Origin of the sequence: Flavobacterium jejuense (assembly GCF_006491595.2) — a bacterium.
GTDB classification, from domain to species: Bacteria; Bacteroidota; Bacteroidia; order Flavobacteriales; family Flavobacteriaceae; genus Flavobacterium; species Flavobacterium jejuense.
In genome coordinates this window covers 276,380-290,904 of sequence record NZ_VEVQ02000002.1, presented here as the reverse complement: position 1 = coordinate 290,904, position 14,525 = coordinate 276,380, and the positions used below count along the sequence as shown (strand labels likewise).

Genomic DNA, 14,525 nt, shown 5'->3' with positions numbered 1-14,525 from the left:
TAGGATATTACTTAGCGTTTTACGACTGGCCATAAATATAAAAAAACGACTTTGATTAAACACCAAGGCCGCTACTATTTTTATACAATGTTACAAGCAATTATTCCTGAGATACTCGTTCTTTCAGCACATCTTTCAATGCCAAAGTCCCATTCAATGCTGAAGGAAAACCTGCATATACTGACATTATTATCATAACTTCAGAAATTTCCTCGGATGTTACTCCTACGTTTAGAGCAGCGTTAATATGTACTTTTAATTGAGGTGTTGCATTTCCCATTGCCGCTAAAGCCGCAACGACTGCAATTTCTTTTGTTTGGTTGTCTAAAATATCTCGGCTATAAACATCTCCAAAAGGATATTCGATGGTGTATTTTGCTAAATCGGGCGATACATCTTTTAAACTTTCAATAACGTTGACTCCTGCCTGTCCGTCAATTTCTTTTAATTTTTCCCAACCTTTGTTAAAACGTTCTGTTTTTGTAGTGTCCATTTTTACTTGCTTTTCTGTTTGTCCATATCCTTTGATTGCGAGGAATAGGATTACTAAAATTGTTAAATATTTCATGTAATTTTTCTACAAAAATAGATAGTAACAACAAAGTTATTGTAGGACTTCTTACGATTAATCAGGTACTTTTGAAGTTCGAAGGAGAAAGTTTGGTCTTTAGTTTAAAAATTCTAGAGAAATATGAACTATCCTCAAATCCCAATTGGAACGCAATTTCTTTTATCGACAAGTCCGTGAAATATAGAAGCCGTTTTGCCTCAGTTATTTTTTTCTCTAAGATAATGTTCTTTGGATTTTGTCCATAATTTTCCTTGCAAAGTTCATTGAGTTTTTCCACAGTTAAATGAAGTTGGTCAGCATAATCTTTTACCGTAAGGTTTTTTGAAATTGTGTCTGCTACCAATTTTGAAAATTTCAGCAATGTTATTGGCTTGTATTTTTTGTTAAGCTCTAAATCTTTTGTTATTCTCGTTAAGTGAAGAAGTAGGAAATTAATTCCTGAAACAATTGATTTCTCTCTCAAATTGTCGTTCAGTTTTGATTCCTCAATTAAATTTTCAAGTAACACTTTTAAAAGTTTGATGCTATTTGGTTTCAGATCGAAAAATGTGATGTTCATTATCTCCAATGGAATTTCACTTATAAAATGTGCATCGAATACCAAAATATAGCCTTGTGATTCTTTTGAGTAAGACCAATTATGAACCTGCTTGGGTTGCATAAAAAAAAGCCTATTGGGTTTGATTTCGTATTCCTCAAAGTCGATGACATTTATTCCTGAACTTTTGGTAAACCAAACAAGTGAAAAAAAATCGTGTCTGTGTGGCCAATCCACATTTGGATTTTCGGTATTCTCAAAAGTTCCAACATAGTAAAACTGTTCCTTTGGATTTGAGGTTATTATTTCTGATATGGAATATTCGGTTAGCAGAATGTTTCTTTTAATTGCTTACAATGATGCGTTGACGCTTATAGCTGTTTCGTAAATTTATAACAAAAAATTTGCAAGTACAAAACTACTCATTGAATTTTCGGAGAAAATTCTGAATTCAAGCCATACCTAATAATTGCTATAGATGGTTGTTCGTAACTGTGTTTTTGTATTTGTTTTACAAGTGTTTAATTAACTATTTTTTGTTTAATAAATCAGTATCGATTTTTTAGGACTAGTCAATACAGTTAACTATATAAAAAAATCCCAATCTACTGTAAACTGGGATTTTTTGTTTTGTTAAATGGCTCTTTTAATCTTCCGTTATAGTAAATGGAAATTTTATTACTCCATTTGCTGCACTTGAATGAATGGCTATTTCTTCATAACAATATTCGACTTCTAAAGAATAGTTTCCTGCAATATCATTTGCTCTAGTAATCATGGCAAATTCTCTTGTTTGACAACTACATGGTGATAAACAATCAAAATTGATTAGTCGATCGGGTACAATTTGTAATTTATCGAGTGGAGCACTGTTAGGCATTACAGTAACTTTGGTAATCCTTAGCCCTTTGTAAATAATATCTTTAAAAGTATTACAAACTGTGATGTAGAAAATTTCTGTATCGTGTTCTTCAATTTGATCATTTATACCGTCTCCCCAATGAAAATAGAAACAAGGTTCGAAACTTTGTTGGCCATTAATTGCTGTTTTTTCACAAGCGTCAATAAATGGTTCTTTACAATCGTCATGTGACAGTACCACATTGTATTTTTGTTTGGCTCTTTCTATTAACTCTGCATTTAATTTTTCTGCCTCTTCATTGCATCCTGTGCATCCACAATTGCAATCATGATCTTTACATGCATTTGGTAATATATTGGGTAAACCCAGTTTACATATTGCATTTTTAGGAAGTGTAATAAAATCATTAGTAACCGTACAACCTATGCCTGGTACATTAGGGTTTTCAATAGCTCCAAGTGAGTTTTCACCAGATTTTGCTATATAAATACGATTATCTATTCCTAATTGTAGTGCTCCAATAGCATAATGACCACCTTTATTTTTAAAAGTACCCACTTTTATTAAACTCAAAACGCTTAAATCTACTTGATAAACATAACCTGTTCCGGTACCATTACTAGGAGATATTGTTCCGTAATACAGTAATTTACTGTCTGGTGAAAATTCAACTCCATAAACAGGTTCTTTTGTTTTAATTACTTTAAGTCCACTTATATCCACTAAACCGCTTGTATTATTAAAAGGGTAAACCAAAACATTTCTGTTATCTCCATTAGCAACTGCTATGTTTTCTAAATTTGTACTTGCTTTTAAATAACCTACTTCGTGAACATCAATTTCCATAGGAATATCAGTATGATGTTGGATTCCTGTAGAATCAATTTTAAAAATTCGAAATACTCCTGCACCATTGTTTATGCCACTTCCTGTTGTGTTTCCATCCCTTCCTCTTTGCATAATGGTTATTACCCAATAATCTTTACAATTTTTATGTTGTATAGCTGTTAATTTTTCTGCTGGAGAAAAACCTCTAGTACTTGGTAAAGTTGTTAATGATGATATTGTTGAGAACGACCATGTAAGTACATTTAATAAGATTCCATTAAAATGGTTGAAAGGTGGTGCTGCGTTTGAAGAACCATCAGTTGTTAGCACATAGTATTGATCCAAATTGCTAGGATCTGGAACGATGATTGCTGATTGAGTGGAAGAATTATCACCAAGTAGTCCTGCTGTTATTAGAGTGTTACTACTATTCCAAATGCTAGTTCCATCTGTATAGAATAATAGGTTCCCATTTTTGTCTGAAATGGAAGCACATCCTTCAAATGTGTCTATTGCATTACCTTGTGTTGCTGTAGGTATTGATGTTGAAAAATCTAATCCTGCGTTTTTTCCAAAAATCCAATTGTTGTTTATCATAATATTGTTTTTAAATTATGATACAAATCTATAACCTCTAGTAGGCTTAACTATTAGTTTACAAACCTAAATAAAATGGGGGAAATTGCCCTTTTTTTTAAAGAAACTTAGAAATAAAAAATTTATTTCTTTAAACCTACTAAATAAAAAAACCTAGTATTCACTCATATAAGGAATACTAGGTCTAGAATTAGATACAAATAAATTATAACGAATTGATAAAATCTATTACTTTTTGTCTATCACTTTGTGAAAGGTTCTTAAAGTTATTTTTTGCTGTAGTAGCTTCTCCTCCATGCCATAAAATAGCTTCCTCAACATTTCTTGCTCTACCATCATGTAATAAATAAGTGTGATTATTTACTGTAGGTATTAAACCTATTCCCCATAAAGGTGGAGTTCTCCATTCATTTCCATCTGCTAAATAATCTGGAGCGTTGTCTGCTAAGTCATTTCCCATATCATGTAACAACAAATCTGTATAAGGACGAATTATTTGATTTCTAAAAGCTTCAATATAATAAGTTGAACTGGTTGTTATTTTAGAAATATGGCATTTAGCACACTCTACTTCTTCAAATAATTGTTTCCCTTTTAATATATTTTGTTCCTGATAATTTCTTCTAGCTGGTACAGATAATGAACTTGAATACAAAACTACCTTATCTAATGTTTGATCTGTTATTTCAGGAGAACCTCCATTTGGTATTGACGAACCATCATATCCATTTGGAATATTTTCATTTGGAAATAAAGAAGATGTAATACCTATATCACCTGAAAAAGCTCCTGCAACTTGTTGTTTTACACTTGGTTGATTGGCTTTCCAACCAAATCTACCCATTTTAGAAGTTTGGGAAACTACATCATATACATAATTAGCTTTTCCTGAAATTCCATCTCCATTTGCATCTGAAATGTCTTGATAATTCAATAAAGTTGCTTCAGGAATGGCTTCCAACAATCCCATACCTACCATTTGATTGGCAATTCTAGGAGAAATACTTACTGAACCTGATAAAGCTCCATAATTAAGATTAGTAATAGTATAAATTGGTTTTCTTAACTCTACTTGCGTTCCATCTGCATAAGTTTCATAAAAGTATTGGTAGGAAATAGTATATTCTCCTTCTTTGTCCTGTCCTAAAATAGCTACATCCTGTAACTGATTTCCATACGTTGTTTCAGGTAAATAACCACCATGCACATCGGTTTGTGGTAAATTGAGACGCAACAGTAAACCTGTTCCTAATTCACCAGCATACATTGGTGGTCTTCCTCTACCGTCTTTAAAGTGACAACTCGAACAAGAAATAGCATTATAAAATGGTCCTAATCCATCACGAGCTGTTGCGCTTGCAGGTGCTGTAACCCAACTTTGCCTAAAAAATGAATTTCCAATCCCAAAATCAGATTGTTGTTCTGCTGTTAAATGTGTAGAGAAAAAACCAAAAGCTTCTTCTGAAGTATTAAAAGACGTCCCTTTTTTACCACCAGAATATTGTTCGTCTTCCTCAGGTTTGAGTTGATATTCTCCACTATCTTGATCAGATGAACAAGATGTAAAAAGAATACAATTTGTAAAAAACAATAATAATAAATAAATTCTTTTAATTATGTGCTTATTCATACCAAAATAATTAATCTATTGTTATACCTAAACTTTGTGCAGCAGCATTCAAATTAGATCCCATTAATTGCATCGCTTCCACAGCTGCTTTTACTTTTGCACCTTCAATTGAAGTTGGCCCATCTTGAATAGCCATATCAAAAGGAATTAAAGTCGCATTGGTTTTTTGTTTTGCATCAACAATAGCTTCATTCACTTCATTTGCTAAATTGAAATTACTTTCTCTCACTAAATTTTCTAAAGAAACACCAGAAATAGTACCATAATCACCTTGGTAAACATTTATTACACCTTGTAAATTTAAACGGATATCTCTGTGTGTATTGTCACTAAAACAAGAATGTTCATCTTCTTGATCTTGATTGTATAGAGCAACATTAACCCTTTCAATCGCTAATTCTGAATATACTAATACAATAGCACCAGTAAATATTTTTTTAAGAGCTACATCTTGATCTAAATTTAAAAAATAGTTTCTGTATGTTGCATTTGGTTTCCATTGGTTTACTAAATATGATAAATGATCAGTAAGTAAATCGGCACAAATATTTAAATACTCTCTTCTTCTATCTTGGTTGGCTCCTGTTCCACCATCAACAAAATCAGTATAAGGTCTTTGTCCAGGTAAATTAGCAGAAGGAGCTGTTAAGTCTTGTCCCCATAAAAGAAACTCTATAGCATGATACCCCACACTTATATTTTTCTCTCCACCATCTTCATTTAAACTTTCCAATAAAGACTTAGAAAGTGTAGGATAGGTTGCAGTATTATTTATAATTCCAGCAGTAGGTGCTCCGTCAACATAATCGATAAAGTTTTCATCTAAGGGCCAAGCATTTAATAACGATTCAGGTCCGTTTTCATCATCAATTGGTCCGTCTATAAAACGAAAAGCTTCTGTAGTCCCATAACTTTCTCTAGCAGTCTGCCAAGCCATTTTAGCTTCATTAAATAAAGTTTGTGAAGGTGTTGCTGTAAAATTAGTAATCGCAGTTTTTAATGCAACCGCATCATTATAAGCATTTAGATAATTGGCATGTACTATTTCAGTATAATTTTTAATTACTTCCTCTTTAGATATTCTTTGAATTGCATCATCATCATTTTGACAAGAATTGAAAGCTAAAGCTATAGTGGTAACTAAAATTAATGGTTTAAAAAAAAGAACTCTTTTCATTTGAACATTATTGATTATTAATTAGTGCAAAATTATTATTATTTAGATTAAATACAAATAAAACAAGTTTAATTTTCGATTTATTTAATGATATAAAATTCCTAAAAGTTGAAGGAAAATATAGAGATTATTCTTTTTGTACCGGAAATAGATATTCAACAATTACTTTTGATGCGATTTTACTTCCCTCTAATGATGGGTGAAATGCATCTGCACTAAAGTATTCAAAGCTATTAGTTCTATCTATATATTCTTTCCAAATCTCTCCTACAGGAAGTAAAATAGACTTATTCATTGTTGCTGCATCTCTGTAATTTTGGATAACATTTTCAAAAGATTGATAATAGTTTACAGCTGGCCAAACCATGAAATAACATAGTTTAGCATTATTTAACTCACATAATGTGCTGTATTTTTTTCCATATTCTACCAACATCTTTCTACCATCATCTTGAGATGAAGGGCCTTGTTGAATAATTACAAAATCATATTTTTTGCTAGCAATTAGTTTTTGTACGATTCCTTCATTCCAATGATCTTCTATTGCATAATTAGGAAATGCAACCATTTCTACATTAACTTTTATCCCTTTTTGTTTCGCTTCATTCTTTACGAGACTTGGCAAATCATTTGTATAAGTAAGACTATTTCCTATGAATAGAATATTATATTTTGGTTTTGTTTCAGATATTTTGAACCGAGTCTGATTAAATTGATTAAAAAAAAATACTAGTAAAATTGTAACAAGTGTATTAAGCTTATACATAATATATTGTTTAAAATTTAAACTCGATGGTCGCATAAAATACCCTAGGTTCTGATGGAATAATTCCTGGACCTGGATAACCTGTTGCTCTTTTTGTAAAATACCATGTATTCAGCACATTGTTTATTCCTGTTTCAAATTTTAATTTTTTCCATTTATATGAAGTAGAAAAATCCAATACATGATAAGCTGGAATTTCACCAAAAATACCAAATGTATTATCATTAGTGTCACTCTTATTATTTAATGCATCTGTAAACTGCGATGAAACATAAGTAAACTGTAAACTAGATAAGAAATTTTTATAACCAATTCCTGTTCCTAATTTTAAATTATAATTAGGAACAAATTCTACTTTATTTCCTTTCACCGCATCTAGTTCTGATTTAATGTATTCAGAATCTGTTAAAGCAAAATTAGAAAAAACTGTCCAAATGAAGTTATCGTTATCTCTAAAGAATGTTTTTCCTATATTCCAATCGACTAAAGATTCTAAACCATATGTTAGAGCTGTTCCTATATTATCACGAAAACGTACAGGAACGGCTTGAGTAGGACTTAAAATAAATGATTCTCCTATTTTATCATTATAATACAAAGCATAAATACTAGCATCAAAAGATACATTATCTAAGATTTTTCCTCTTACACCAATATCCGAAGTATAGCCTTTTTCATCAGTTATATCTTCACTGATTTCAAAACTTGGTGCTGCAGTTCGAATATCGTTAAAAGTTACCGAACGATAATTTTGAGAAACATTACCATACAATTCCAATCCATTTTTCATTTTATAACTTAACCCTATTCCAAAAAGAAAAAATTGTCTTTCTTTTACATTTTCTTCTGTAATAGTTTCATCAAACAATACATTTCCTGCTAAATCTGTATTTATCTTTCTGTAAAAACCATTAGCTTGGGTTTTAATATTTTCGTATCTAAATCCCGGAGTTATTGAAAAGGATTTCGAAAGTTTAAATATATTCTCTCCAAAAATGGAAAAGTTTAAATTAGGATAAGTATATTTAGATTGGTTGGCATAATTCGGAAATTCAGCTGATGCTATATTAAAATCGGCCTCTTTTCCAGAACTTCCTGGACCTTGCTCACCTGAATTTTCAGCTTGATAATATTTGGCTCCAATTAAAAAAGCATTAGTTTTACCAAAAAAAGTATATTTTTTTAAATAACGTGCTTCCGCTCCCCAATTGACAAAATCACCAATAATTAGATCACGAACAGTTCCGTCAACATCTTGGCTAGAAACTCTATTAGAACGAAAACCTAAAGCCTTTCTTGATGCATTTAATCCAAATAACTGTAAAGAAAAATCGGCATTATTTTCGAAATGATGTTTAAAACGTAATGCAAAAAGGTTCCAGTTTACATCAAACCAATTTCTGGCTCGATTGCTTTGTTTTGGATCTTCCTCAAACATTACATCTGTTAATCCACCTGGTTGTTGAGCTAGGTAATCAAAAAAAGTATAGTCAAAATGCAAAGAAGTATTTTTGGTAAACTGATAATTTAAATTTACAAAAAATGACTTTGAATCAAATTTAGAATTAGGTCTAAACCCATCTCCTTTTTTAAAATTATAAAATGAAAAGTAACTAAATTTATTTTTTGTTCCACTTATACTTGTAAAATTGGTAAACAAATTATAAGAACCTATCGTATTTCTAGTTACAATTTCTATTGGTTTTAAACTTGGTCTTTTAATTTTAAAATTTACCAATCCACCAAACTGTGTACCATATTGCAAAGAAGCTGCACCTCTAACAATTTGTATTGATTCTAAAGCTTCTGTTGGTGTCGCATAATAACTTTCAGGATATCCTAAAACATCAGCACTTATATCATAATCATTTTGACGCGTATTGAAATTTGATGTCCGATTAGGATTTAACCCTCTTCCTCCTATTGATAATTGCAACCCACCATCATTACTTTCGTTAATGGTTAATCCAACCACTTGCGCATAAACCTGACGAGGATTATTTGTTGCTTTATTTGCTGTAATTTTATCTAGTGAAATAACTTCTGTTTTTTTTCCTGCGTAAATTGCAGTCTCTTCAATATCTTTTAGTTTGTTTAAGGCAAATTGCTTTTCCTTCTCTTTTATAATTACTACTTCCGAAAGTGAAGTCGTTAACTCTTCCAAAGAAACAGTAAAACTTTCAAAATCTTCATCAATGATTACTTCTTTTATTTTGTAGCCTCGCAAGAAAAAAACAATAGTATTTTTCCCTTTTGCGAAAGCATTTATCACAAATTCACCATTAGCATTACTAAAATAATTTTTATAAGTAGTTTTGTTATATATTTCTACATTTTCAAGTGCTTTTTGATTGGTATCTGTAACCAATCCTTTAACGCTTTTTTGTGCGAAACTACTAATGGAAAGTAATAAAATAAGTAAACTAAAAACCTTTGATGTCATCGTTAAATGGTAAAATCCAAGTTTTATGTTGGAATGATTCATATTGTTTGGCTAAATCTATATTAGGATCAATGTATCGTTTGCTCAGTCTTCCATTTAAGGCTACATAACTATCAACTTTTACTATAGGATTATTCATTCCAATTCGTTTGTAATGGTCATGAAGAAAGTGAGCATATTGAAGGATAAAATCGGGTTGAAAGGCCATTTGTTTTTCTTGAAATGGAGTTAAAAAACGATTATTATCTATAAATGTTTTTTGCTTAGTTTGGGCATCAATTACGTAAAATTGGGCATAACCCGCTTTTTCCATTAGCATAACTCTCCAAGAAAATCGGTAACCTTCTTCCGTCCAGAATAATTCCTCTGGATAAAGCAAGTAGCGAAAAGGAAAAGTCAATTGGAATACCATAAAAAAAGCTAAAAATAACAATCTAATTTTAGTTCCTAAAGCATTAAAATCCTGTTTAAATTGATTATCTGTATTAAAAATTGATGCTTTTATTCTAACTAATTTAAAAATAAAATTCATTATTATTTTATGAAAACTAGCATCGAAAAAAATTAAGGTACTAATAATCATCACATAAGGAAAAACACCTATTGGAAATAAAATTTTGGTTAAAATATGAAAAATCACCACTAAAAAGAAGGCAAAATTTCTTGTTTTTTTATTCCAAAGTAAAAAAGGAATAGCTAAATCATATATAGCTCCTACCCAACTAAAAGTATATTGTACCCAAGTTTGATGAAATAAGTTACCTATTAAAGGAACATTAGATTGATTGGGTAACCAAATTTTCATTGGCATTGCTTCAAAAAGCCAATCTGAATTCAGTTTAGCCAATCCAGCATAAAAATAAACTATTGCTAAAAGAAGCTTCAAAACATCTATTGTCCAACTAGGAACATCATTGCTTTGCAAACTTTTATTTTGATAAGCATCAACTGAATAGTTACAATTAGCTGGAAGAAAAATTAAGATAAAACTAACAATAGAAATAAAATAATAATGATTAAGATAAGTTGTTTTATCGATTAATTCGATGTAGGTAAAACTTAAAAAAAAAGTTATAATGGCTATTCTATATTTGTAACCAATAGTCACAAATAAGGCCGACAAACCAGATATAAAAAATAATAAATAAGTATAATTACCTAATGGTTTAACCCAATTAAAGCCAAAATAAGTGAAATGGAAGTTAGGTTGAATATACAACTTTTCAATCCAACCATAACTAGTAAATCTAATGAGACTAAAAAGCATCATCAAACCAAACGCTAACCTAAAAAAAGCTAGCGTTATGGACTCTGATTTTTTATTTAAATACGTTTCTATCAATTTAAAATATCAATTAATCTCCGTCAGCATCAACATAATCAACAGTGATATTTAAAGCTTGCATCATGTCTAGTTTTAAATAAACTATATTTTGTTGCATAGCATCATAACTTGAAAGCATAGCATTGTTATTTGAATTCACCTGAGAAGAAAAACTATCATTTAAATTAGCATTTACAGTATTTATAGTACCAAATTGTGTATTAATAATAGTACTCAAGCTTTGACCATCTCTTACAGTTCCTAAATAGTTTAAATATGATTTTAAACTTGAACCTTCAGTTGTACTACTAAAATATTTCCCATTAAAAAAATCTTGAGTAGCTATTATAGATTCATTTAAAAGTACTTTTGAGACATCATTTTTATGATAAGCTTCTACTTTTTCTGGATATAAAGTTCCATTTGAAAAAATTCCAGCTGGAATTCCAACTTTTCCAGAACGAATGTCTTTTTCAAAATATTTAATGAAGTTATTCACCATTTTATTAGTACTACTACTTACCGAATTTCCACTACTACTAATAAATAGATTTCTGTAAGAACCATTCCAATCAGCTACTATTAAATCAATATTTACTTTTAATTGATTTACTAAATCGGTTAAATATTGTTTATATTTTGTAGCATCTGAATTTGTTACATAAAAATCTATAATTTCAGAATCTGATGTAGCCAACCCATTTAGCATATAATCTAAAGCAGGTAAACCTTGTTTGTCATATTGAGATAATAAAGCAAAGTTATAAGTTCCAGAACTTATATTTGTTTGAATTCCAGTTTGATTTGTAGGATAAATATTTACTGTACTATTTAAGTTAATTTCATCTGCCTTTCCAATAGAAAACATCCCAACATATTGATACGCTTTGTAAGCTTCTAACCATGCTAACCGTAAAACATCTAAATTAGTTTGGTTTGGATCAGCTGTAAAAGTAGTAGCATTTGTTTGCAATATACCAACTTTAGATTGATAATTTTCATATCTTGGAATAATTAAATTATCAGCCCAATTTGTCAATAATTCAGTTCTATTGTAATTATCACCACTTGTTGAATTTGAATCACTTGAACAAGAAACTATAACAAAAAATATTGTGATTAGTAAATGTATTTTTTTCATTTTAATCTTTTTTAGAAATTCCTGATTTTAGTTAACCGCTTCTGCTTGAGCAACAGTAAAATTAAAGCGAGATGCTATTGTTATAGCTAAATCATCTAACTTAGTATTTAAATAATCTATATTCCATAATCCATTTGTTCCTGCTACTAATTCGCCTAAAATAGTATCTACTTCAGCTTTAGAAAAATAAGGTGCGTTAGTTTCTGGGTTATTAGTATAACGTAACGACATTATAAATCCATAAGCCTCTGAAAGTGCATGAAACGCTTTTGCACCGCTATCAGTAATTAATTTCCCTTTACCATCTTTTAAATAATATACTGCTCTAACAGCAGGTACAAGTGCTATTTTACTTTTGATAATTTTAATTTGCTCATCACGAACTGTATAATTATTGGCTACAATTGCTGCTCTACCTTTTCTAAAGGCTAATTCAATTTCTTCTTTTACCGTATTAAAATCTATATCAGCATTAACTTGGTTTATATAACTATCCCAATATTTACCACCATCTGCACCATAGATATAACCATAAGCTTCATCCCACAAATGTTCCATTTTAGTATAATTCTTTCCAGACTCAAGAACTTTATTAGAATTATTTTGCTTATTACTTGCTTCATCTAAAACTGTAGTACTCAAATAATTATTTACAATTTGATCCATAAAACAAGCACCCATCATTCCTTTTAATAAAACCTGTTGTGGCTCTAAACCATTTGCAGCAAAAAGTCTAACAGAAGAACCATCCAAATATTTTCCAGCAACTCCTTGTGATGCATCATTTCCTTGACTAGCACTATTTGCATTTGTAAATTGCGCTTCAAAAAAACTTCTTACTTCAGATTGCTCTGATATAGAACCTCCTCCACCTAAATTGACAAAATAATCTTTTGAGGCTGCAGTTTTGTCTTTTAGTTGTTTTCCAGAAGTATTTAATTCCATTATTGAAAATGGATTATTAGCATTAGTATACATATCATCTAAAATGGCAATGTCAACAACATTACCAGCAACACCTTGTTCTTTAATATAATTTCCTAGTTCTTGCAACATTAGTAATCTATTGGATTGACCACTATAATCTACTGTAGTTGCATTATTTCTATTGAAATCATAAGCTTGAGGTATTGTTAAAGTTTCCTCAGTAATATTAGTATCATCATCTGAACAAGAACTTAAAAAAGCAATTGAAAAAATTCCTAGTACAAAATAAATAGAGCGCATTTTATTATTTATTTAGATTTATTTAAAATAATTTAACGCGGCAAAAATAAAAACAAATTTCAGAACTGCAAAGCTTTATTTAGAATAAGTTAAAATAAAATTCAACATTACTTTATAAGTCAATTAAACAAGGATATAATAAAACATAAAAGCGCACAAAAAAAGAAAATATACATACTAATCAAACCTGAAAACATAGTGACACCAAGCCCAGTTTTATCCTCTATTGCTTTTTCTAAAGCAGAAAAAGAAACAAAATTAAGGAGAAAAAAAACTATTACATAAATAAAAAGTGTGATCCAAAAATGAGAAGTATAAAAAAGAAGAATTCCCAAAATTACTGAACCTATCATAGGTATATAAAATGATAGGTTAGCCAAAGTCGAATTTGGCCCTTTTACTTTACAATATATTATAGTACAAAATAGTACAAAAAAAAGAAATAAAAATATAGGTATAAGGACTTTATATAATCCAATATATTCTAAGTAATGAGCAAGACGAGACAAATTTATATTGTTTTAAAATTAGTCATTAATGATAATAATCAAATACTTTTAACGATTCATTATACGCACTTTCAAAACTGATAGCATGACAATTAGTCTCAATTTTATTTGCAGTAAAATAAGATAACATTTTTTCTGTTGGCATATTACCAGTCAAATCGTCTTTTGCCATTGGACAACCACCATACCCTTTTATTGCTCCATCAAATCTTCTGCAGCCTGCTTTGTATGCAGCATCAATTTTTTCAAACCAAGCATCTGGTGTAGTATGAAGATGAGCTCCAAACTCTATTTTTGGATATTTCGAAATTAAATTTGAAAAAAGATAGTCTATTACTTCTGGTGTAGAACTTCCAACAGTATCTGATAAAGATAAAATTTTAACACCCATTTTAGCTAATTTTTCTGTCCACTCACCTACTATCTCTACATTCCAAGGATCTCCGTAAGGATTTCCAAATCCCATAGAAATATAAGTTACAACTTCTTTATTAGAGGTATCCGCTATTTCCAAAATTTCATTTAAAGTTACTATAGATTCAGCTATAGTCTTATGTGTATTTCTCATTTGGAAACTTTCAGAAATAGAAAATGGGAATCCTAAATACTTAATTTCAGGGTGAACTGATGCTAATTCTGCTCCTTTAGTATTAGCAATAATAGCTAATAATTTACTTTCTGTATTAGATAAATCTAATTGAGCCAAAACCTGAGCTGTATCTTGCATTTGCGGAATAGCTTTGGGAGAAACAAAGCTTCCAAAGTCAATTGTATCAAAACCAACTCTTAAAAGCGACTGAATGTATTGTACCTTTTTAGAGGTAGGAATAAAATCTTTAATGCCTTGCATAGCATCTCTAGGGCATTCTATTATTTTGACGTTTTTCATGAGTAGCCAAAGATAGTAAAGAA

General features: G+C 30.2%; 11 protein-coding genes. All 11 read right to left on the bottom strand.

Annotated elements, in window-relative coordinates; translation table 11 throughout:
* Positions 1-100: 100 nt before the first annotated feature.
* A complete protein-coding gene (locus FIA58_RS04030; RefSeq protein ID WP_243754632.1) occupies positions 101-568 on the bottom strand; it encodes a carboxymuconolactone decarboxylase family protein in 468 nt (155 codons plus the stop codon).
* Positions 569-629: 61 nt separating this feature from the next.
* Positions 630-1,412 (bottom strand): AraC family transcriptional regulator, encoded by a 783-nt coding sequence (locus FIA58_RS04025; protein WP_394352405.1) that lies wholly within the window; start codon positions 1,410-1,412, stop codon positions 630-632.
* 343 nt (positions 1,413-1,755) lie between these two features.
* The gene (locus tag FIA58_RS04020) at positions 1,756-3,396 is read right to left on the bottom strand and encodes a YncE family protein (protein ID WP_140960311.1); all 1,641 of its coding nucleotides are present in this window, start codon (positions 3,394-3,396) and stop codon (positions 1,756-1,758) included.
* Positions 3,397-3,601: 205 nt separating this feature from the next.
* A complete protein-coding gene (locus FIA58_RS04015) occupies positions 3,602-5,026 on the bottom strand; it encodes a di-heme oxidoreductase family protein (protein ID WP_140960309.1) in 1,425 nt (474 codons plus the stop codon).
* Between the two features lie 10 nt (positions 5,027-5,036).
* Entirely contained in the window at positions 5,037-6,203 is a 1,167-nt protein-coding gene (locus tag FIA58_RS04010) for an imelysin family protein (RefSeq protein WP_140960307.1), read from the bottom strand.
* Positions 6,204-6,330: 127 nt separating this feature from the next.
* A complete protein-coding gene (locus FIA58_RS04005) occupies positions 6,331-6,969 on the bottom strand; it encodes an SGNH/GDSL hydrolase family protein (protein WP_140960305.1) in 639 nt (212 codons plus the stop codon).
* A gap of 10 nt (positions 6,970-6,979) precedes the next feature.
* The gene (locus FIA58_RS04000) at positions 6,980-9,412 is read right to left on the bottom strand and encodes a TonB-dependent receptor (protein ID WP_140960303.1); all 2,433 of its coding nucleotides are present in this window, start codon (positions 9,410-9,412) and stop codon (positions 6,980-6,982) included.
* Positions 9,393-10,682, bottom strand: a complete 1,290-nt coding sequence (locus FIA58_RS03995; RefSeq protein WP_140960679.1) for an HTTM domain-containing protein — start codon at positions 10,680-10,682, stop codon at positions 9,393-9,395. The genes FIA58_RS04000 and FIA58_RS03995 overlap by 20 nt, the downstream gene beginning before the upstream one ends.
* Positions 10,683-10,767: 85 nt before the next feature.
* Positions 10,768-11,877 (bottom strand): imelysin family protein, encoded by a 1,110-nt coding sequence (locus FIA58_RS03990; RefSeq protein ID WP_140960301.1) that lies wholly within the window; start codon positions 11,875-11,877, stop codon positions 10,768-10,770.
* A 27-nt stretch (positions 11,878-11,904) separates the two neighbouring features.
* Positions 11,905-13,104 (bottom strand): DUF4856 domain-containing protein, encoded by a 1,200-nt coding sequence (locus FIA58_RS03985; RefSeq protein ID WP_140960299.1) that lies wholly within the window; start codon positions 13,102-13,104, stop codon positions 11,905-11,907.
* A gap of 534 nt (positions 13,105-13,638) precedes the next feature.
* Positions 13,639-14,502, bottom strand: a complete 864-nt coding sequence (locus FIA58_RS03980; RefSeq protein WP_140960297.1) for a hydroxymethylglutaryl-CoA lyase — start codon at positions 14,500-14,502, stop codon at positions 13,639-13,641.
* Positions 14,503-14,525 lie beyond the last annotated feature (23 nt).

Bases quoted from the DNA above. Each gene is read 5' to 3' on its own strand.
- FIA58_RS04010 (WP_140960307.1), bottom strand. From the start codon at position 6,203: ATGAAAAGAGTTCTTTTTTTTAAACCATTAATTTTAGTTACCACTATA.
- FIA58_RS04030 (WP_243754632.1), bottom strand. From the start codon at position 568: ATGAAATATTTAACAATTTTAGTAATCCTATTCCTCGCAATCAAAGGA.
- FIA58_RS04020 (WP_140960311.1), bottom strand. From the start codon at position 3,396: ATGATAAACAACAATTGGATTTTTGGAAAAAACGCAGGATTAGATTTT.
- FIA58_RS03990 (WP_140960301.1), bottom strand. From the start codon at position 11,877: ATGAAAAAAATACATTTACTAATCACAATATTTTTTGTTATAGTTTCT.
- FIA58_RS04000 (WP_140960303.1), bottom strand. From the start codon at position 9,412: ATGACATCAAAGGTTTTTAGTTTACTTATTTTATTACTTTCCATTAGT.
- FIA58_RS03980 (WP_140960297.1), bottom strand. From the start codon at position 14,502: ATGAAAAACGTCAAAATAATAGAATGCCCTAGAGATGCTATGCAAGGC.
- FIA58_RS04005 (WP_140960305.1), bottom strand. From the start codon at position 6,969: ATGTATAAGCTTAATACACTTGTTACAATTTTACTAGTATTTTTTTTT.
- FIA58_RS04015 (WP_140960309.1), bottom strand. From the start codon at position 5,026: ATGAATAAGCACATAATTAAAAGAATTTATTTATTATTATTGTTTTTT.
- FIA58_RS03985 (WP_140960299.1), bottom strand. From the start codon at position 13,104: ATGCGCTCTATTTATTTTGTACTAGGAATTTTTTCAATTGCTTTTTTA.
- FIA58_RS03995 (WP_140960679.1), bottom strand. From the start codon at position 10,682: ATGATGCTTTTTAGTCTCATTAGATTTACTAGTTATGGTTGGATTGAA.